Raw genomic sequence first — 18,674 nt, 5'->3', positions numbered from 1 at the left:
AGGCTGCTGGTCAGACGGAGGAGGGCGTGAAGCGCGCGACGAGCTGGTGCGAGTCGCCGGGATAGGTCAGGCGAACGTGGGTCACTGGCAGGGCGGCGCGCCAGGTGCGGCGTTCAACGATCAGGCAGGCGGTGCCGGACCGGACCGACAGGGATGAGGCCACCGAGCCCGACGCGTTGCTGGCGCTGATCCGGTGTTCCGCCGCGGTCCAGGGGACGCTGTCGAGCAGCCATCGGCCGGGTGCCAAGTCCTGGAAACTTTCGCGGGCGGCCTCGGGCACCGCTTCGAGGTTGATCAATCGCTCTTCAAGGCAAAAGACCTTCGGCCCCGCGAAATGACGGGCGACAAGATCGATGATGCGGCCTGTCGACTTCGTGTCGAGTCGTTCGCGATCGGCAACGGTGCTGCGCCGCGCGTTTCGCGACACCAGTTCGAAGCGATAGGCGAGGCCCAGCGCCTGTACCTCCGCCTTGATGTCGTGGATCTCGAGCACCGCCGCCTGTGACTGCGGGCGCTTGACGAAGGTGCCGGCCTTGCGACGGCGCTCGACCAGGCCGGCGCGCGCGAGCTTGGCCAGCACGTTGCTCACCGTCATGCGCGAACAGTCGTACGCCTCGGCCAGCTCGTGCTCGGTGGCGATCCGGGCGCCCGGCGCCAGCTTGCCCGACAGGATCTTTCCCTGAAGGTCGCCGAGGATCTTCTGGTGCAGGGAGGCCGGCGGGGCGGTCACGATGACTGCAGCACCCGGTGAAGCGCCTGCCGATAGCGCCGGCCGATCGACTCGCGATGGATGTGCCGGCCGCCGCTCACGAGCCTGGCGCCGACCCGCCAGACGCAGTCCACGGTCCGGCGGCCGCCGGCGAAGATCCAGGCGTCGAGCCACTGGTCGTGGTGGCGATGGGCGAGCGCCTCGTCTTCGGCCTTGAGGCTGACGATGTCGGCAGAGTGTCCAACGGCAAGGGTCGCGGGTGCGCCAAGCGCCTGGGCGCCGCCGGCCAGGGCTGTGTCGAACAGGCTGCGTCCGACCGACGGTGTTGCCGTCCGGGCCAGCGCGTTGCGTGTGCGCAGCGAGAGCCGCTGACCATATTCCAGAAGGCGCAATTCCTCCGCGGCGTCGATCAGGACGTTGGAATCAGAGCCGACCCCGAAGCGGCCGCCGCGATCCAGGAAGGACTGCGCGGGAAAGAGACCGTCGCCGAGGTTGGCCTCGGTGATCGGACAAAGGCCCACCACCGCACGACGTGCCGCAACGCCGTCGATCTCGGCTTCGCTGACGTGCGTGGCGTGGACGAGACACCAGCGTTCGTCGACCGGCAGACGATCGAGCAGAAGCCCAACCGGCCGCTTGCCGGACCAGGCGAGGCAGTCCTCGACCTCTTTCGTCTGCTCGGCGACATGGATGTGGACGGGTCCACCCTCGGCCAGCGGCAGGATCTGCGCGATCTCCTCGGGCGTCGCCGCGCGCAGACTGTGCGGCGCGATGCCGACCACGGCGCCGGACAATGACGAGACGGACCTGCGGCTCGCCTCGATCAGCTTTCCGTAGCGGCCGACGTCGTTGACGAAGCGCCGCTGGGCGGGCGCGGCCGGCAGGCCGCCAAAACCCGCATGGAGATAGAAGACGGGGAGAAGCGTCAATGCGATGCCGGTTTCACCCGCGGCGGCGGCGATGCGCGTCGCCAGTTCGGCGATGTTCGAATAGGGCGCGCCGCTCGCATCGTGATGCACGTAGTGGAATTCGCCGACGCGGGTGAAGCCGCCTTCGAGCATCTCCAGGAAGGCCTGGGCGGCGATCGCCTCGACTTCGTCGGGTCCCATATGGTCGACGAAGCGGTACATCGCCTCCCGCCAGGTCCAGAAACTGTCCTCCGTGCTGCCGCGCCGCTCGGTGAGGCCCGCCATGCCGCGCTGGAAGGCGTGGCTGTGCAGGTTGGGCAGGCCCGGCAGGCCGATCTCATGGCGTTCGTCCCCGGGTTCGGCGGGGGCGTCCTTCATCAATCCTTCAATCCGGCCATCCACGATGACGAGGCGCACGCCGTCGGCCCAGCCGTCGGGCAGGAGCAGGGAGCGGAACCAGAGGGCGGTTCTGGACATATTATTATGTATAGTCATAATAAGGGCCGCATGCAATGTGACCGACTCTGGAAGAATGCACGTCTCGCGACCCTGACCGGCGAGGGGTTGGGTATTGTCGAGAGTGGACTCGTCGCTGCGCGCGCCGGCCGCATCGTCTTTGCCGGTGCGGCGGCCGATGCGCCATCGATCGACGCCGTCGAGACGATCGATTGCGGCGGCCGCTGGATCACGCCGGGCCTGGTCGACTGCCATACGCACATCGTCTACGGCGGCAACCGCGCGCACGAGTTCGAGCTGCGTCTGGCGGGCGCCAGCTACGAGGAGATCGCGCGCGCCGGCGGCGGCATCGTGTCGACCATGCGGGCGACCCGTGCGGCGACGGAGGAGGCGCTGGTCACCGGCGCCCTGCCACGGGTCGATGCGTTGATGGCCGAGGGCGTCACGACGATGGAGATCAAGTCGGGCTACGGGCTCGACCTCGTCACCGAACTGAAGTCGCTGCGGGCGGCACGCCGCATCGGCGAGGTGCGACCGCTCTCGGTCAAGACGACATTCCTCGGTGCGCACGCGCTGCCGCCCGAAGCGAACGGCGACAAGGATGCCTATATCGCCACGGTCTGCGAGGAGATGCTGCCGGCCGTCGGCAAGGCCGGGCTGGCCGATGCGGTGGACGGGTTCTGCGAGGGCATCGCCTTCACGCCGCAACAGATCGAACGCGTGTTCGAGGCGGCGAAGGCGAAGGGCCTGCGCGTCAAGCTGCATGCCGAGCAGCTCTCCAACCTGCACGGCGCCAGCTTGGCGGCGCGGTACGGCGCGCTTTCGGCCGATCACCTGGAGCATGTCGACGAACCGGGCGTCAGGGCGCTCGCGGCGGTCGGCACGGTCGCCGTGCTGTTGCCCGGCGCCTTCTATTTCGTGCGCGAGACCCACAAACCGCCGGTCGAGCTGCTGCGCCGCCACGGCGTCAGGATTGCCCTCGCCTCCGACAGCAACCCCGGCACCTCGCCACTCACCTCGCTGCTGCTGGCGATGAACATGGGCGCGACGCTGTTCCGGCTCACGGTCGACGAATGCCTGGCCGGCGTCACGCGCGAGGCGGCGCGGGCACTGGGCTGTCTCGACAGTGTGGGCACGCTCGAAGCGGGCAAATGGTGCGATCTCGCGATCTGGGACATCGAGCGGCCGGCCGAGCTGGTCTACCGCATGGGCTTCAATCCGCTGCACGCGCGGGTGTGGAGGGGCAAATGAAGGCGGTCGTCATCACACCGGGAACGGTTCCTCTTTCGGCCTGGCGCGACATCTATCGCGGTGCCGCGGTGAGCCTCGATCCCAATGCCTACGAGGCAATCGAGAAGTCGGCACAGGCGGTGTCGGCGATCCTCGCCAAGGGACAGCCCGTCTATGGCATCAACACCGGCTTCGGAAAGCTGGCCAGCGTCCGCATCGAGGCCGCCGATCTCGAGACCCTGCAACGCAACATCGTGCTCAGCCACGCCGCCGGCGTCGGCAAGCCGATGCCCGTGCCGGTGGTCCGGCTGATGATGGCGCTGAAGCTCGGCAGCCTGGCGCAGGGTGCGTCGGGCGTGCAGCCCGCGACGGTGCGGCTGCTGGAGACGATGCTCGCGGAAGGGCTGACGCCCGTCGTGCCCTGCCAGGGCTCGGTCGGCGCGTCGGGCGACCTGGCGCCGCTCGCGCATATGAGCGCGGCGATGATCGGCGTTGGCTCGTTCATCGTCGACGGCGAGGTCGTGCCGGCCGCCCAGGCGCTGGGCGATGCCGGTCTGAAGCCGCTGGTGCTGGGCGCCAAGGAAGGTCTCGCCCTGCTGAACGGCACACAGTTCTCGACTGCCTATGCGCTGGCGGGCCTGTTCGAGGCCGAAAATCTCTATGGCGCGGCGCTGGTCACCGGCGCCCTCTCGACCGATGCCGCGCGCGGCTCGGACGCACCCTTCGATCCGCGCATCCATCAGCTGCGGCGCCACGCCGGCCAGATCGCGACGGCGGAGGCGTTGCGTGGCCTGATGGCGGGCTCGTCGATCCGCGCCTCGCATCTGGTGGGCGACGAAAGGGTGCAGGATCCCTACTGCCTGCGCTGTCAGCCCCAGGTGATGGGCGCCGTGCTCGACATCCTGCGCCAGGCGGCGGCCACGCTGGCGACCGAAGCCAACGGCGTCACCGACAATCCGCTGATCTTCACCGATCCCGACGAGGCGCTGTCCGGCGGCAACTTCCACGCCGAGCCGGTGGCCTTCGCCGCCGACATCATCGCGCTGGCGCTGTGCGAGATCGGCTCCCTGGCCGAGCGCCGCATCGCCATGCTGGTCGATCCGGCGCTGTCGGGGCTGCCGGCCTTCCTGACGCCACGGCCGGGCCTCAACTCGGGCTTCATGATCCCGCAGGTGACGGCGGCGGCGCTGGTGTCCGAGAACAAGCAGCGCGCCTATCCCGCCAGCGTCGATTCGATTCCGACCTCGGCCAACCAGGAAGACCATGTCTCGATGGCCGCGCACGGCGCGCGCCGCCTGCTCGACATGGCGGCCAATGTCTCGTCCGTCATCGGCATCGAGCTGCTGGCGGCGGCGCAGGGCTGCGACTTCCACCGGCCGCTGGCCTCCAGCCCGCCGCTCGAAGCGGTGCGCACCTTGCTTCGCCGCGACGTGCCGCCTCTCGAAGACGACCGTCATTTCCATCCCGACATGGAGAAGGCCACTTCTCTCGTCGCCGATGGCACCCTCGTCGCAACCGTCGGCCCCGGCTTCCTGCCCGCCCTTCAGGAGACACCATGAATCGCATCGACAATGCCCGCACCATCCGGGCGCCGCACGGCACCGAGCTCACGGCCAAGAGCTGGCTCACCGAGGCGCCGCTGCGCATGCTGATGAACAACGTCGATCCCGACGTCGCCGAGAAACCGGGCGAGTTGGTCGTCTATGGCGGCATCGGCCGCGCGGCGCGCGACTGGGAGAGCTTCGACCGCATCGTGGCGTCGCTGCGCAAGCTCGAAGCCGACGAGACGCTGCTGGTGCAGTCGGGCAAGCCGGTCGGCGTGTTCCGCACCCATGTCGATGCGCCGCGCGTGCTGATCGCCAACTCCAACCTCGTGCCGCGCTGGGCGACCTGGGAGCATTTCAACGAGCTCGATCGCAAGGGGCTCATGATGTACGGCCAGATGACGGCCGGCTCGTGGATCTACATCGGCAGCCAGGGCATCGTTCAGGGCACCTACGAAACCTTCGTCGAGATGGCGCGCCAGCATTACGGCGGCAGCCTCGCCGGCCGCTGGATCCTGACCGCGGGCCTGGGCGGCATGGGCGGCGCGCAAACGCTGGCGGCAACGATGGCCGGCGCCTCGTGCCTTGCCATCGAGTGCCGCCCCAGCAGCATCGAGTTCCGCCTGCGCACCGGCTATCTCGACGTCCAGGCCAAGGATCTCGACGATGCGCTGGCGATCATCGGCAAGGCGGTGGCGGAGAAGAAGGCGGTCTCGGTCGGCCTGCTGGGCAACGCTGCGGACGTCCTGCCTGAGCTGCTGCGGCGCGGCGTGCGGCCCGACTGCGTCACCGACCAGACCTCGGCCCACGATCCGGTCAACGGCTACCTGCCCAGGGGCTGGACCCTGGCCGACTGGGAAACCAGGCGCGCCAGCGACCCGGCCGGCGTCGCGAAGGCGGCGAAGCAGTCGATGGCCGGCCACGTGCGGGCCATGCTGGAGTTCCACAAGCTCGGCGTGCCCACGGTCGACTACGGCAACAACATCCGCCAGATGGCGCTTGAAGAGGGTGTCGCCGACGCCTTCAGCTTCCCGGGCTTCGTGCCGGCCTACATCCGCCCGCTGTTCTGTCGCGGCGTCGGGCCGTTCCGCTGGGCCGCGCTGTCGGGCGATCCCGAGGACATCTACCGCACCGACGCGAAGGTGAAGGAGCTGCTGCCGGACAACAAGCATCTCCACAACTGGCTCGACATGGCCCGCGAGAAGATCAAGTTCCAGGGCCTGCCGGCGCGCATCTGCTGGGTCGGGCTGGGCGACCGCCATCGGCTGGGCCTCGCCTTCAACGAGATGGTCGCCAAGGGCGAACTCAAGGCGCCGATCGTGATCGGCCGCGACCATCTCGATTCGGGCTCGGTCGCCAGTCCCAACCGCGAGACCGAGGCGATGCGCGACGGCTCGGATGCGGTGTCCGACTGGCCATTGCTCAATGCCCTGCTCAACTGCGCCTCGGGTGCGACCTGGGTGTCGCTGCATCACGGCGGTGGCGTCGGCATGGGCTTTTCCCAGCATGCCGGCATGGTGATCGTCTGCGACGGCACGCCCGAAGCGGGCAAGCGCATCGAGCGCGTCCTGTGGAACGACCCGGCGACCGGCGTCATGCGCCACGCCGATGCCGGCTACCCGGACGCCATCGACTGCGCCCGCGAGAAGGGCCTCAATCTGCCGAGTCTGTAGACACCAGGCCCATCATCGCCTGCGCCCATTCGCGGCGGACGCCGTCATCCGGTTCGTCCGCCGGCGGGCCGCGGCGCGCGGCCGCGTCGGGGGCGAGCTGCGCCAGGGCCCAGACGGCGGCGCCGCGCACCAGGGGCGAGGCGTCGGTCAGCAGGCGTTCGACGGCGGGCAAGGCGGTGGCGGGCGCGGCGCTGTTGCCCAGCGCATAGGCGACGTTGCGCAGGAAGCGGTCGCGGCCGATGCGCTTCACCGCCGTGCCCGAGAAGCGCGTGCGAAAGGTCGCGTCATCGAGGCCCGCCAGCTCGGCCAGCAGCGGCGCCTGCAGTTCGGCGCGCGGCGTGAAGGCGGCCTCGCGTGCGTTTTGTGCAAACTTGTTCCACGGGCAGGCCGCGAGGCAGTCGTCGCAGCCATAGATGCGGTTGCCCAGCGCACTCCGGAACTCGCGATCGATCGGGCCGGCATGCTCGATGGTGAGATAGGAGATGCAGCGCCGCGCATCGAGCTGGTAGGGCGCCGGGAAGGCATTGGTCGGGCAGGAGTCTAGGCAGGCGCGGCACTGGCCACAGTGATCGGTCTCGGGCTCGTCGGGCGGCAACTCGATCGACAGGAGCAGCTCGCCCAGGAACAGCCACGAGCCGAAGCGGCGCGAGACGAGGTTGGTGTGCTTGCCCTGCCAGCCATGGCCCGCCTGCTGCGCGGCGAGCTTCTCCATCAGCGGCGCGGTGTCGACGAAGACCTTCAGACTGTGGTGATAGGTGTCCCAGATGAAGCGGCCGAGTTGCTTCAGCCGGCTCTTCATCACGTCGTGATAGTCGCGTCCCTGGGCATAGACCGAGACCGCCCCGCGCTCGCGCTCCTCGAGCGTGAAGCGCGGGTCACCGGCCGGCCCGTAATTGAGCGCGACCGATACGACCGTGCGCGCCTCGGGCCACAGGGTCGAGGGATCGATGCGCTGCTCGGCGCGGTCGACCAGCCAGCCCATGTCGCCCTGGAAGCCGCGCGCCAGGAACGCTTCCATCCGTTCCCGTCGCAGCTGCCGGGCCTCGGGCGAAAGCTGGGCCGGTGCGAAGGCCACGGCGTCGAAGCCGAGCTCCAGCGCCTTGGCGGCAATCGCGTCGCGCAGCTCGCGCGGCGTTGCCGGCTTCGGCGGACGCTTGGGGCGGGGCGGCAGTCCGGCCATCAACCCCGGCCGCGATAGGGCGCCACGCCGGTGTCGGGCAGCCACAGGCCCTTGGGCGGCGAGGCGGTCTGCCAGAACACGTCGATCGGCATGCCGCCGCGCGGATACCAGTAGCCGGCGATGCGCAGCCAGCGCGGCGCCAGCTCCTTCACCAGCCGCTTGCCGATGCCCACGGTGCAATCCTCGTGGAAGGCGGCCTCGTTGCGGAAGCTGTTGAGATAGAGCTTCAGCGACTTGCTCTCGACCAGCCTGGCGCGCGGGACGTAGTCGATCACGAGGTGTGCGAAATCGGGCTGGCCGGTCACCGGGCAAAGCGAGGTGAATTCCGGCTGCGTGAAGCGTGCAAGATAGAGCGTACCCGGGTGCGGGTTGGGCACCGTCTCGAGGAGAGCCTCGGCGGGGGAGGCGGGGACGGGCGTCTCGTGCCCGAGCTGTCGGAGTTTTGCATATTTAGCCATGCGCCCATCATATGCTAAGCGGGCCGCCATGACTCACAGGGTTGCCATCGTGGGCGCCGGGCCTTCCGGCTTCTACGCCGCGGACGGGCTGCTGCGCGGCCGGCCCGACCTTCGCATCGACATCATCGACCGTCTGCCGACGCCGTTCGGCCTGGTGAGGGCGGGCGTCGCCCCCGACCACCAGGGGACCAAGGCCGTGGTCCGCCAGTTCGACCGGCTGCTCGCCCAGCCCGACCTGCGCTTCGCGGGGAACATCGAGATCGGGCGCGACCTGTCCTGGGACGAGGTCGTCCAGTCCTACGACGCAGTGGTCGTTGCCACCGGCATGGTGGTCGACCGCAAGCTCGGCATTCCCGGCGAGGATCTGCCGCATGTCTGGGGCTCGTGGCGCTTCGTGGGCTGGCTGAACGGCCATCCCGATTTCCGCACGGGCCCGGATCTCTCGGGCGTGAAATCCGTCGCGGTGATCGGCAACGGCAACGTGGCGCTCGACGTGGCGCGGCTGCTGGCCAAGAGCCCTGAGGAAATGACCAAGTCCGACATCCTGCCCGAGGCGGGCGCCGCGATCGCCGCGGCGCCGCTCACCGACATCCACGTGATCGGCCGCCGTGGCGCCGGGGAGGCCTCCTTCACCACCAATGAGCTGGCCGAGATGGGCCGGCTGGCGCGCGCCGTGTCGGTTGCCGATGCGAGCGTGCTGACCGCCGAGGCGCCGGCCGCCGATCCGACGCCGGAGCGGCTGCGCAAGGCCAAGAACATCGAGACGCTGAAGCGCTTCGCCGCGCAGACGCCGGGCGAGAAGCCGGTGACGGTGCATTTCCGCTTCCATGCCGTGCCGACGGCGATCCGCCCGGGGGAGGTCGAACTTTCGACGGGAACCCTTGCCGCCGACCTGGTCGTCACCTGCATCGGCTATACCAGCGAGGCCTTCCCGCAGGCCGAGGGCGTGTTCCCGGTGGGCTGGGCACGCCGCGGTCCCAGCGGCACCATCCCGACCAATCGCGCCGACAGTCACGCCGTGGCGAAGCAGGTGATCGAGTTCCTCGAGGACCGCGACCCCAAGAGCGGCCCCGACATCCTGCCGCTCTGCGTCGATGCCGAGGGCTGGCGCCGCATCGACAAGGCCGAGGTCGCGGCCGGCGCCGTGCAGGGCCGGCCTCGGGTGAAGTTCGTGGAGTGGCAGGCGCTCCTCGACATCGCGCAGGGCGACTGATCGTTCCTCGCGGGGCGCGGGCATTTCGCCTGTCGCGCGTGACCCTCCGCGGCTCTATACCTTGCGCCCTACGGGGAAGGTCAAAGAGTACAGGAGTTTCCATGATGAAGTTCGGTCGTCGTTTCATGGGCGCGCTCGTCGCCGCCGCCGCGGTGGTGCCGTTCGCCCTGCCCGCCTCGGCGCAACCCGCGCCGTCCACGCTCAAGGCGGCGCTGCATTCGGATCTCAAGATCATCGATCCGGTCTGGACCACGGCGCTGATCACCCAGCACCACGGCTATCTCATCTACGACACGCTGTTTGCGCTCGACGACAAGCTGCAGGTCAAGCCGCAGATGGTGGAGAAGTGGGACACCTCGGCCGACAAGCTCACCTGGACGTTCACCCTGCGCGACGGGCTCGCCTGGCACGACGGCAAGCCGGTGACGGCGGCGGATTGCGTGGCCTCGCTCAAGCGCTGGGGCGCCAAGGACGCGATGGGCCAGAAGCTGATGTCCTATGTGACCGAGCTGTCGGCGCCCGACGACAAGACCATCAGGATGGTGCTGAAGGAGCCGTACGGGCTGGTGCTCAACACGCTGGGCAAGCCCGGCTCCAACGTGCCGTTCATGATGCCCAAGCGCGTTGCCGACACCGATCCCAACACGCAGATCACCGACACCACGGGGTCAGGCCCGTTCGTCTTCAAGAAGGACGAGTGGAAGCCCGGCGAGAAGGCGGTCTACCTGAAGAACGCCAACTACAAGCCGCGCGCCGAGCCGTCGGCCGGCCTCGCGGGCGGCAAGGTGGCGAAGGTCGATCGCGTCGAATGGGTCTGGATCCCCGACACGCAGACGCAGGTCAACGCGCTGCTGAACGACGAGGTCGATCTCATCGAGATCGTGCCGCCCGACCTGCTGCCGCTGATCCAGAAGGAGAAGGGCATCAAGATCCAGGTCGTGAACCAGGCCGGCCGCCAGTACGCGATGCGCTTTAACGTGCTGCACAAGCCGTTCGACAACGCCAGGATCCGGCAGGCCGTGCTCTATGCGCTGAACCAGAAGGATTTCCTCGACGCCAATGTCGGCAATCCCGAGTTCTACAAGGAGTGCAAGTCGCTGTTCCCCTGCGGCTCGCCGCTGGAGACGACGCGGGGCTGGGAAGACAAGCTCGCGGGCAACGCCGTCAAGGCCAAACAGCTGCTGACGGAAGCCGGCTACGATGGAACGCCGATCGTGCTGATGCACCAGACCGACATCGCCGGACACAACAACCTCGCCACCGTGGCCAAGCCGCAGCTCGAGAAGGCCGGCTTCAAGGTCGATCTGCAGTCGATGGACTGGCAGACGCTGGTCGGGCGCCGCGCCAAGAAGGATCCGCTGAGCGCCGGCGGCTGGAGCGCCTTCTTCACCTCCTGGGCCGCCGTCGACGTGCTCGATCCGGTGGCGGCGGCATTCCTCAACGCGTCCTGCGACAAGGCGACGTTCGGCTGGCCGTGCGATCCCGAGCTCGAGAAGCTGCGCGACGCCTTCGCCAAGGAGACCGACCCGGCGAAGCAGAAGGAAATCGCCGCCGAGGTCCAGGCGCGCGCCGCCGTGTATCCGACGCACGCCCCCCTCGGCCAGTTCACCACGCCGACCGCCGTCGGTCGCAAGGCCTCCGGCCTGCTGCCGTCGCCCGCCCTGGCGCTGTGGAACGTCGAGAAGAAGTGACCGCGACCCGAAGATTGCCAGCTCCCGACCCTGCCCTTATGGTTTTCGTGTTCTCAGGGCAGGGTGAAACTCCCTACCGGCGGTATGCAGCGCGAGCTGCGAGCCCGCGAGCGCCTTCCGCAGGGAAGGGTCAGCAGATCAGGTGCGAGGCCTGAGCCGACGGTCATAGTCCGGATGAAAGAGAACGTGTGTCCCGCTGCTTCGCGCCGAGCAGCGGGTCCGCGCGTGATCGCCTTGGGTGACGTGTCTGTTCGCCAAAGGAGATTGCCATGACACAAGCCCGCTACGCCTTCGTCAAAGCCAGGTGGCACGCCGACATCGTCGACCGTGCGCTCGACGGATTCCTCGAACTGATTCCCGCGGAGCAGGTCGACGTGTTCGACGTGCCGGGCGCGTTCGAGCTGCCGCTGTTCTCGCGCGACCTCGCGGCAACGGGCCGGTATGCCGCCGTCGCTGCTGCCGCCTTCGTGGTCGATGGCGGAATCTATCGCCACGACTTCGTGGCCCAGGCGGTCGTCGATGGGCTGATGCGCGCCGGGATGGACACGGGCGTGCCCGTCCTGTCGGTGTCGCTGACACCGCATCACTACCAGGAGACCGACCACCACACTCAGATCTTCCGCGCGCACTTCGTCGAGAAGGGCCGCGAAGCCGCGCGCGCCGCGCTGATGATCGGCAAAGCCCGCGCTTCCATCGCGGCGTAGGCGGCCGACGGTAGATCAGGCGGGAACGTAGGCCAGCCGGATCACGTCCTCGCCGATCCGGTCGTGGGTCATGAGGCGAAGCGGCGGCCGGGGGCCACCAAAGTAGGGTGTGCCGTGCCCGAGCACGACCGGGTGCAGGTAGATCCGGTACTCGTCGATCAGGCCGAGTCCGGTGAGGCTTTGCGCCAGGGTCGGGCCGGCGACTTCGATCTCGCCCTCGTGCTCGGCCTTCAGCCTGGGGATCGCGTGCTCGAGATCGCCCCGGATGAGCGTGGCGTTGGGGCCGACCGAGTCCAGCGAGCGCGAGACCACCCATTTCGGCTGCCGCCGCCACGCCGCCGCAAAGGCGCGTCGATCGTCATCCCAGTCCGGCTGATCGTCGTCCCAGTAGCGCATCAGCTCGTACACGTGGCGGCCGTAGACACTGCCCGCCTGCGCCTCCGCCTCTTCGATGAAATGGCGGAAGAGCGCCGGGCTCGGCCCGAACGACATATGGTCGACATAGCCGTCCAGCGACTGGTTCATGCCGAAGACGAGTCTGGCCACTCCGTTTCCTTTCCTCGAGCGTGTGCCGTCAATCCAGCCTGACGCTGATGCCCTTCACCTCTCGGCATTCAGCGTTTCGAGCTTCTGCGAATCGACAATTGCAAAACCTTGTTCCGCAGCGCCCCCAGGAGCGGGTCGGCAAGACGCAGAAGGCTGCCGGAAGAATCGCCGTCGCTTCGGCCGCCGAGAGAGGGGTCGAGACGAGACAGGAATTCCCGAATGACAATCTTGCCGTAGGCGTCGTTCAGATGATCCCAGTCGGGCGTCGTCCAGGTCGGGTGGCGATATTCCTTCTTCGACAGAAGGGGCGAGGCGAGAGTCGCCTTGGGCTGCTCCAGCACCATCACATTTTCAGCGGCCAGGCGGCGGCATGCCTCGTCATAGGCTGCGCGAAGAGACGGTGCATCGGTCGCTGCAGCGGCCATTTCAACGCCCTCCGGGGAATTGTCCAACGTCAGGATGATTTCGGAGGGGGCAGGGGTGGGCGCCAGCCAGATCACCTTGTCGGTGATCTGGCGGAGCTTGCCGACGGTGGCCATTGCCAGTGAGGCGTTCAACAGGTCGACAATGGTATCCTGGAAACAGGCGTCGGAAACCAGGTGAAACCTGCCTCCCTCTCCCGTGTGAGCATCGGCCCGCCATCTTGAGTAGAGTCCGGCGACGGTCCTCACCCCGCATCCCAGGCCCACGACACAAAGCGCGTCGTAGTCGGCTGCGACCAGCTCGCGCCGGCCGCCAGAGGTGATCTCGACCCATCGCGCGACCTCCTCGCTCTTGAAGACGAGCCGGTCGCCCTGCGGTTCGCAGCACTCCAGGTGCCCTCCCGGTGCGCCGAAGAAAACGAGATCGACGTCGGGATAGGCCTTGCCGAGTGAATTCCAGGCGCGCTTCCAGTTGAAAAGATGAGAGTTGCCCAGCAGGGCAATGCGGATCATCGGGAGAAGGCATCGAGAAGGATGTCCTCGCAAACCGCGTCGGAAGCCGGGGCCCCGGGCGTACGTCCCTCCGCGCGGCCCTCGCCCTTCTCGCTGGCGGGCCCGCCCGGAGCGTCCGCAACGGCAGCGACGGACGCTTGCGCGAGGCCCGGTTGCGCCTCGAAGAAGATCCGCATCACCGCCTCCACGCCCGGCTCGGTGATCTGTCGTGCGTCATCCGAATGGAACGCGCCCCGCGTGGAGGCGCTGGAGAGGAGGTCGAAGGACGGAAAATAGTCGACGTTCTCGAACGCCTCGGCCAGCTTTCCGGCCACCGCACGCAGCACCGACTTCGAATAGGTCGTCGCGACGAGGACGTGTTTGTCGCTGGCCGTGGCCGCGAGCGGAACCGGCGAGACGGTGAGCAGGAACTTCAGCCCGGGATTCCGCTTCATCGCGAACCGGCGGAACTTCACGAAGTCCTGGTACACCTCGAGGAAATCGAAGTTCCTGAAGGCGTGCACTTCGGGTTGATAGGAGCCGGCAATCGTACCCGGTGCGGTCGGATACACCGTGCCCGACTCCCTGTGGGTCCAGGCTTCCGTAAGGCCGAGCGTGAAGACGAAGACATCTGCCTTGGAGAACAGGGTTCGCACCCGGGCGAGATGCTGCACGCGGTGTCGCCTCACAGCCTCGGCGGAAGGCAATCCTGCGGGTTCGACCCCGATCCGCATCGCATCGAAGAAGCGGCCGTCCCGTTCCCAGACGGCATCGGACGGCGCGAACCGGCCAAGGGCTTCCTCGGTGAGTTGCAGGAGATGGCGAACCGTATAGATGTTGCCGTATCGGGCCGAATAGATGCCGTAGCCGTATTTGGCGGCGTTGGCCGCGGACAGGCCGGGAGGGCCCCGCTCGAGGTCGACGACGATGGCCTTCCTTGCGCGCAGATATCGGGAAATATGCTGGGCGAAGCAACTGCCCGCGGTCGCAATACGCGTTTCCCGGGCGAAACTGAACTTTGGCTGCCATAATCCGGAGACGGTCTCGGGAGACCGCCGGGACACGGCTCCCTTCCAGAAATTTCTGGCAGGGAGGTCGGCGTATGGCGAGGTCATCGGGCGATTCGATCTCGTTCGGAGGGCGCCTTGTTCGTTGCCGCGATCCCTAGTCGAGCCGGACGCTGATGCCTTCCAGTCCCTTGCCCGACGCGGGATAGCGCACCATCACCTCGGCATCGTGGCCGGGGATCACCATCTCGACCCGGCCGTCGGCCAGCTTCTTCAGCTTGTCGTAGCCCGCCAGCATGTCGGCGACCGAGTAGACGATCGAGAACAGCTTGTCGTTGTTGACGCCCCAGAAATAGTGGCTGGCGTCGGAGGCCAGCACGAGCCAGCCGTTGCGCGTGTTGATGCGCACCGACTGGATGCCCGCGGTGTGGCCGCCGATCAGGTGCAGCGAGATGCCGGGCTGCAGCTCCTCGTCGCCGTCGTGGAACACCAGGCGGCCGCCGTACAGCGCGCGCACCATGCCGACGATGTCCTCGCACTCGTAGGCGTGGCGGAACGGTCCCTTGCACATGTGGCGGCCGGTGGCGAAGTTCATCTCCTTGTCCTGGAGATGGAAGCGCGCCTTGGGGAAGCGGTCCCAGTTGCCGATATGGTCGTAGTGGAGGTGGGTGACGATGACGTCCTCGATCTCCTTCGCGTCGATGCCGATCTCACTCAGCAGGTCGGCGGGATTCTTCTTCACCTCGCGGCCGCGCTGCTTGCCCACCGTGGCGTTGAAGCCGGTGTCGATGACGATCGGCTTGCCGCCGATCGTGCGGTGGCCGCTCTCGTCGAGGGGGATGGCGACCCAGACGAAATAGTCCATCGGGAAGTCGGCGTCGTGCGGGTCGGGGTTGATCTGCACTTCCCATGCCTTGCGCGGCAGGTGGGCATACTTGACCGCATGCACCTCGTAGATCGGCGTCGAACGCATCTTTGTTTCCTTCCCGGCGGGTTCGTTGGCGGGACCCTAGCGCGCCGGCCGGCTCCGGCGCTATAGTGGCGAGATGGCCCGCACGGACCTCCTTGGACGGCGAATTAGCACCACGGTTTGCACTGCAAACCGTTGCGTTGCCGCGTTCGCCTGTCATTCGTCCAAGGATTCATCCGATGTCTGCCGTTCTCTCCCTCAAGCGTAGCAATTCCGCCGTCCGTTACTGTTTCGAGGCCGACGCCGAGCCCGGCGTGCTGCCGCGCGCGCTCGAGCTGATCGCCAAGCGCGGCCTCGTCCCGGCCCGCGTCTTCGCCCAGGCCGACGGTGACGGACTCACCGTCGAGATCGAAGTGGAAGGGCTGGAGCCGGCCGTCGCCGAACATGTCGGCCGCTCGCTCGGCCAGATCGTCGGCGTGCGGCACGTGTTCTGAACTGGAACTCCGTCGGTCTTCGCAGACACGACCTCACCCTGAGGAGCGCTCCGCAGGAGCGCGTCTCGAAGGGTGGGCACGAGCACCACGCATGCGGCCAATCCTTCGAGACGGCCGCTGCGCGGCCTCCTCAGGATGAGGTGGGGCGAGGCTGAGCCGGCGGTCGCTTCACTCCGTGAACGTGATCTTGTTGTCGCGGATCACCTTGCCCCAGGTCTCGACCTCGCCCTTGGCGAAGTCGTTCATCTGGCCCGGGGTCCAGTCCTTCAGCACGATGCCGAGCTGGTTGGCACGGGCGACGACGGCTTCCATCTTGCCGACCTTGCGCATCGCGGCGTTGAGCTTGTCGACGATCGGCTGCGGCGTGCCGGCCGGCGCGAACAGGGCGAACCAGCCGTCGAGGATGAAGCCCGGCAGGCCCGCTTCGGCGGTCGTCGGGATGTCGGGAAAGGCCGGCAGGCGCGTGTCGCTGGCCAGCGCCAGCGCCTTCAGGTTGCCGTTGCGGATGTGGCCGGAGACGGCGGGCGGCGTCACGATCAGCAGTTCGACCTGGCCCGCCACGATGTCGGCGGTCGCCGGTCCCGACCCCTTGTAGGGCACGTGCACCAGATCGAGGCCGGCCGCCTTGTTCAGCAGCACGCCGCCGAGATGCGGCACCGAGCCCGCGCCCACCGAGGCGTAGTTCAGCTTGCCGGGATTGGCCTTGGCGTAGGCGATGAAGCTCTTGAGATCGTCGACCGGCACCTTCTTGGCGACCACGATGACGTGCGGCGCCATTGCGCCCATGGCCACGCCCACGAAATCGTCGGGCTTCCAGTTGAGGTCCTTGATCAGCGCCGGGTTGGCCGAATGGTAGGCCGAATACTGCATCAGCAGCGTGTAGCCGTCGGGCTTGGCGCGGGCGACGAGGGCCGTGCCGATATTGCCGTTGCCGCCGCCCTTGTTGTCGACGAGGACCTGCACGCCCAGCTCCTGGCTCAGCAGGTCGGAATAGAGCCGCGCGACGAGATCGGTGCCGCCGCCCGGCGGCGCCGGGATCACCATGGTGATCGGCTTGTCGGGATAGTTGGCTTGGGCAAAAGCGGTGCCGGCGAGGGCGGTCGTGGCGAGGCCAGTGGTCGCGAGGGCGACGAAGCTGCGGCGTCTCATGGGGCGTTTCATGGGTAGTTCCTCCTCCAGGTTTGCTTGAGTTCCGGCCGTTGGTCGGCCCTGCGGGCGATGGCGAAGAGCCGGGGCGCTTCGCCTTCGAACCAGCCGCGCTTGGGGCGCCAGCGGGTCATGACGTTGATGTAGATGTCGAGGGCGGAGAAGCGCTCGCCCAGGAACCACGGCGCGCCGGCCTCGCTCTCGACCTGGCGCCACAGGCGCTGGGCATAGGCGTCGGCGGCGGCGCGGAACGGATCGCGCGCGGCGTTCACCGCGACGAAGCGCGCCGGATCGTCGGCATAGGTGAAGGTGGGATAGATGTTGGCCACCAGGAACACCAGCCAGCGCAGGAACTTCTGCCGCTCCGGCGCGCCCGGCCCCGGCACCAGCTGCTCGCTGCCGGTGACGTCGGCCAGCAGCAGGGTGATCGCCGCGCTCTCGCTCATCACGCTGCCGTCGGGCATCACCAGGGTCGGCACCTGCGCCAGCGGATTGACCTTCTGCAGCCGGGCCTTGGCGTCGGGGTCCTTGAACAGATCCCCGACCGTCTCATAGGCGAGGGGCAGCCCGTACCAGTCGAGCTGCGCCTCGACCAGGGCCGAGCCCCAGCCCGGCCGGCCCCACAGCGTGTAGCCGCCGCTCACCGACCCGGCCCTACGGCTTCTGCAGCGGCTGGATCAGGGACGAGGTGTCCCAGCGGCCGCCGCCGCGCGCCTGCACCCGCTCGTAGAACTGGTCGACCAGCGCGACCAGCGGCATGCCGGCCTTCTGGCGCTTGCCCTCGGCCAGCGCGATGCCCAGGTCCTTGCGCATCCAGTCGACGGCGAAGCCGTAGTCGAACTTGCCGGCGACCATGTTCTGCCAGCGATTCTCCATCTGCCAGCTCTGCGCCGCGCCCTTGGAGATGGCGCCCAGCGCCTTCTCCATGTCGAGCCCGGCGCGCTGGCCGAGGTTCAGCGCCTCGGCCAGGCCCTGCACGATGCCGGCGATGCACATCTGGTTCATCATCTTGGTGATCTGGCCCGAGCCCGACGGGCCGATCAGCGTGACCGCCTTGGAGAAGGCGTCGGCCACCGGCTTGGCGCGCTCGAACGGCGCGGCATCGCCGCCGCACATCACGGTGAGCTGGCCGTTCTCGGCGCCCGCCTGGCCACCCGAGACCGGCGCATCGATGAAGTCGATGCCGAGCTTCCGGCCCGCTTCATGGAGCTCGCGCGCGATGTCGGCCGAGGCGGTGGTGTTGTCGAAGAAGATGGTGCCCTTGCCCATGCCGGCAAACGCGCCGTCGGGCCCCAGCACGACCGAGCGCAGATCGTCGTCGTTGCCGACGCAGCAGAACACGATTTCCTGGCCGGCGGCGGCCTCCTTCGGCGTGCGAGCGGCCTTGCCCTTGTGCTTCTGCGTCCAGGCCTCGGCCTTGGCGAAGGTGCGATTGTAGACCGTGACCTCGTGGCCCTTGGCGGCGAGATGCCCCGCCATCGGGAAGCCCATCACGCCCAGTCCCAGAAATGCCACCTTGGCCATCGTTCCCTCCCGCGAAATCCGCCCCGTCCGAGGGGCGGCGGCGATCATAGAGGCAAAATGGGGCCATGCCAGAGGGTGTGAAGTGGGGGGCGGAAGGGACCGCAGTCGTTAGCGGGATCCAGCCGCCGTCCGGCGGGCTACTTCGCGTCCTCTGCCAGCGTCTGCGCCACGATGGCGTTGGCATGCCCGTGGCCCATTCCGTGGTCGTTCTTCAGCATCGCGACCAGTTCCATATGCTTCGCGGGAAGTGCCTGACGGACCAGGGCCTGCCACTCGTGGATAGGACGCCCGTACTTCTTTTCGATCGACGGAAAGTAGGAGGCCGGTCCCTTGACGACTTTATCGGTCATGATTGTTCTCCCTCCAC

Annotated in this window: 19 protein-coding genes and 1 riboswitch; of the genes, 7 read left to right on the top strand and 12 right to left on the bottom strand. The window is 67.9% G+C overall.

The genetic code is table 11. From position 1 onward, the window contains the following. Positions 1-10: 10 nt before the first annotated feature. Both hutC and Q7V45_RS08325 read right to left on the bottom strand, forming a co-directional pair. Entirely contained in the window at positions 11-733 is a 723-nt protein-coding gene (gene hutC, locus Q7V45_RS08330; RefSeq protein ID WP_370692568.1) for a histidine utilization repressor, read from the bottom strand. Then, positions 727-2,094: a formimidoylglutamate deiminase gene (locus Q7V45_RS08325; protein ID WP_304849956.1), complete on the bottom strand. Its 1,368-nt coding sequence runs from the start codon at positions 2,092-2,094 to the stop codon at positions 727-729. The genes hutC and Q7V45_RS08325 overlap by 7 nt, the downstream gene beginning before the upstream one ends. 30 nt (positions 2,095-2,124) lie before the next feature. On the opposite strand from Q7V45_RS08325, the gene hutI reads away from it, so the two are divergent. Genes hutI through hutU form a run of 3 tightly spaced genes read left to right on the top strand, consistent with a single transcriptional unit; the run spans position 2,125 to position 6,520 of the window. Next, positions 2,125-3,324 carry an imidazolonepropionase gene (gene hutI / locus Q7V45_RS08320; RefSeq protein ID WP_304849953.1) on the top strand — a complete coding sequence of 400 codons (1,200 nt, stop codon included), beginning with the start codon at positions 2,125-2,127 and terminating at the stop codon, positions 3,322-3,324. Then, complete coding sequence (gene hutH, locus Q7V45_RS08315) at positions 3,321-4,862, top strand: histidine ammonia-lyase (RefSeq protein WP_304849951.1); 1,542 nt, start codon at positions 3,321-3,323, stop codon at positions 4,860-4,862. The genes hutI and hutH overlap by 4 nt, the downstream gene beginning before the upstream one ends. Further along, on the top strand, positions 4,859-6,520 hold the full coding sequence (gene hutU, locus Q7V45_RS08310; RefSeq protein WP_304849948.1) for a urocanate hydratase: 1,662 nt from the start codon (positions 4,859-4,861) through the stop codon (positions 6,518-6,520). Before hutH ends, hutU begins: the two co-directional genes overlap by 4 nt. Here the strand turns inward: hutU and queG are convergent. Together queG and queF are read right to left on the bottom strand one after the other, a co-directional pair. Then, complete coding sequence (queG, locus tag Q7V45_RS08305) at positions 6,501-7,700, bottom strand: tRNA epoxyqueuosine(34) reductase QueG (protein WP_304849945.1); 1,200 nt, start codon at positions 7,698-7,700, stop codon at positions 6,501-6,503. The two genes, hutU and queG, sit on opposite strands and share 20 nt — an antisense overlap. After that, positions 7,700-8,158: a preQ(1) synthase gene (gene queF / locus Q7V45_RS08300; RefSeq protein WP_304849942.1), complete on the bottom strand. Its 459-nt coding sequence runs from the start codon at positions 8,156-8,158 to the stop codon at positions 7,700-7,702. The genes queG and queF overlap by 1 nt, the downstream gene beginning before the upstream one ends. Positions 8,159-8,186: 28 nt before the next feature. Between queF and Q7V45_RS08295 the strand changes: the two genes are divergently transcribed. The 3 genes from Q7V45_RS08295 to Q7V45_RS08285 all read left to right on the top strand — a co-directional run bounded on the left by Q7V45_RS08295 (position 8,187) and on the right by Q7V45_RS08285 (position 11,766). Further along, positions 8,187-9,371, top strand: a complete 1,185-nt coding sequence (locus Q7V45_RS08295) for an FAD-dependent oxidoreductase (protein WP_304849939.1) — start codon at positions 8,187-8,189, stop codon at positions 9,369-9,371. 101 nt (positions 9,372-9,472) lie between these two features. Further along, positions 9,473-11,062 (top strand): ABC transporter substrate-binding protein, encoded by a 1,590-nt coding sequence (locus Q7V45_RS08290; RefSeq protein WP_304849936.1) that lies wholly within the window; start codon positions 9,473-9,475, stop codon positions 11,060-11,062. Between the two features lie 45 nt (positions 11,063-11,107). Beyond that, positions 11,108-11,252: riboswitch (FMN riboswitch) on the top strand. A 79-nt stretch (positions 11,253-11,331) separates the two neighbouring features. Then, positions 11,332-11,766, top strand: a complete 435-nt coding sequence (locus Q7V45_RS08285) for a 6,7-dimethyl-8-ribityllumazine synthase (RefSeq protein WP_304849933.1) — start codon at positions 11,332-11,334, stop codon at positions 11,764-11,766. A gap of 15 nt (positions 11,767-11,781) precedes the next feature. Here Q7V45_RS08285 and Q7V45_RS08280 read toward each other — a convergent pair whose 3' ends face one another. From Q7V45_RS08280 to Q7V45_RS08265, 4 genes are all read right to left on the bottom strand, one after another. Beyond that, positions 11,782-12,312 (bottom strand): dihydrofolate reductase family protein, encoded by a 531-nt coding sequence (locus tag Q7V45_RS08280; RefSeq protein WP_304849930.1) that lies wholly within the window; start codon positions 12,310-12,312, stop codon positions 11,782-11,784. Between the two features lie 68 nt (positions 12,313-12,380). Next, on the bottom strand, positions 12,381-13,247 hold the full coding sequence (locus Q7V45_RS08275; protein WP_304849927.1) for a hypothetical protein: 867 nt from the start codon (positions 13,245-13,247) through the stop codon (positions 12,381-12,383). Beyond that, a complete protein-coding gene (locus Q7V45_RS08270) occupies positions 13,244-14,290 on the bottom strand; it encodes a GSCFA domain-containing protein (protein ID WP_304849923.1) in 1,047 nt (348 codons plus the stop codon). The genes Q7V45_RS08275 and Q7V45_RS08270 overlap by 4 nt, the downstream gene beginning before the upstream one ends. A 100-nt stretch (positions 14,291-14,390) precedes the next feature. Beyond that, positions 14,391-15,206 carry an N-acyl homoserine lactonase family protein gene (locus Q7V45_RS08265; RefSeq protein ID WP_304849920.1) on the bottom strand — a complete coding sequence of 272 codons (816 nt, stop codon included), beginning with the start codon at positions 15,204-15,206 and terminating at the stop codon, positions 14,391-14,393. A 176-nt stretch (positions 15,207-15,382) separates the two neighbouring features. On the opposite strand from Q7V45_RS08265, the gene Q7V45_RS08260 reads away from it, so the two are divergent. Further along, positions 15,383-15,637, top strand: a complete 255-nt coding sequence (locus tag Q7V45_RS08260) for a hypothetical protein (RefSeq protein WP_304849917.1) — start codon at positions 15,383-15,385, stop codon at positions 15,635-15,637. A 168-nt stretch (positions 15,638-15,805) separates the two neighbouring features. On the opposite strand, the gene Q7V45_RS08255 is transcribed toward Q7V45_RS08260, so the two are convergent. The 4 genes from Q7V45_RS08255 to Q7V45_RS08240 all read right to left on the bottom strand — a co-directional run bounded on the left by Q7V45_RS08255 (position 15,806) and on the right by Q7V45_RS08240 (position 18,657). After that, complete coding sequence (locus Q7V45_RS08255) at positions 15,806-16,798, bottom strand: tripartite tricarboxylate transporter substrate binding protein (RefSeq protein ID WP_304849914.1); 993 nt, start codon at positions 16,796-16,798, stop codon at positions 15,806-15,808. Continuing rightward, entirely contained in the window at positions 16,795-17,427 is a 633-nt protein-coding gene (locus Q7V45_RS08250; RefSeq protein WP_304849911.1) for a glutathione S-transferase family protein, read from the bottom strand. Before Q7V45_RS08250 ends, Q7V45_RS08255 begins: the two co-directional genes overlap by 4 nt. Before the next feature lie 10 nt (positions 17,428-17,437). Next, the gene (locus Q7V45_RS08245; protein WP_304849908.1) at positions 17,438-18,307 is read right to left on the bottom strand and encodes an NAD(P)-dependent oxidoreductase; all 870 of its coding nucleotides are present in this window, start codon (positions 18,305-18,307) and stop codon (positions 17,438-17,440) included. A gap of 137 nt (positions 18,308-18,444) precedes the next feature. Next, on the bottom strand, positions 18,445-18,657 hold the full coding sequence (locus tag Q7V45_RS08240) for a DUF4287 domain-containing protein (protein WP_304849906.1): 213 nt from the start codon (positions 18,655-18,657) through the stop codon (positions 18,445-18,447). Positions 18,658-18,674 lie beyond the last annotated feature (17 nt).

The sequence above is a fragment of the Reyranella sp. genome, from assembly GCF_030651995.1.
Classification (GTDB): domain Bacteria; phylum Pseudomonadota; class Alphaproteobacteria; order Reyranellales; family Reyranellaceae; genus Reyranella.
Note: the sequence above shows the minus strand (reverse complement) of the source record. Positions and strands in the feature narration are given on the sequence as shown.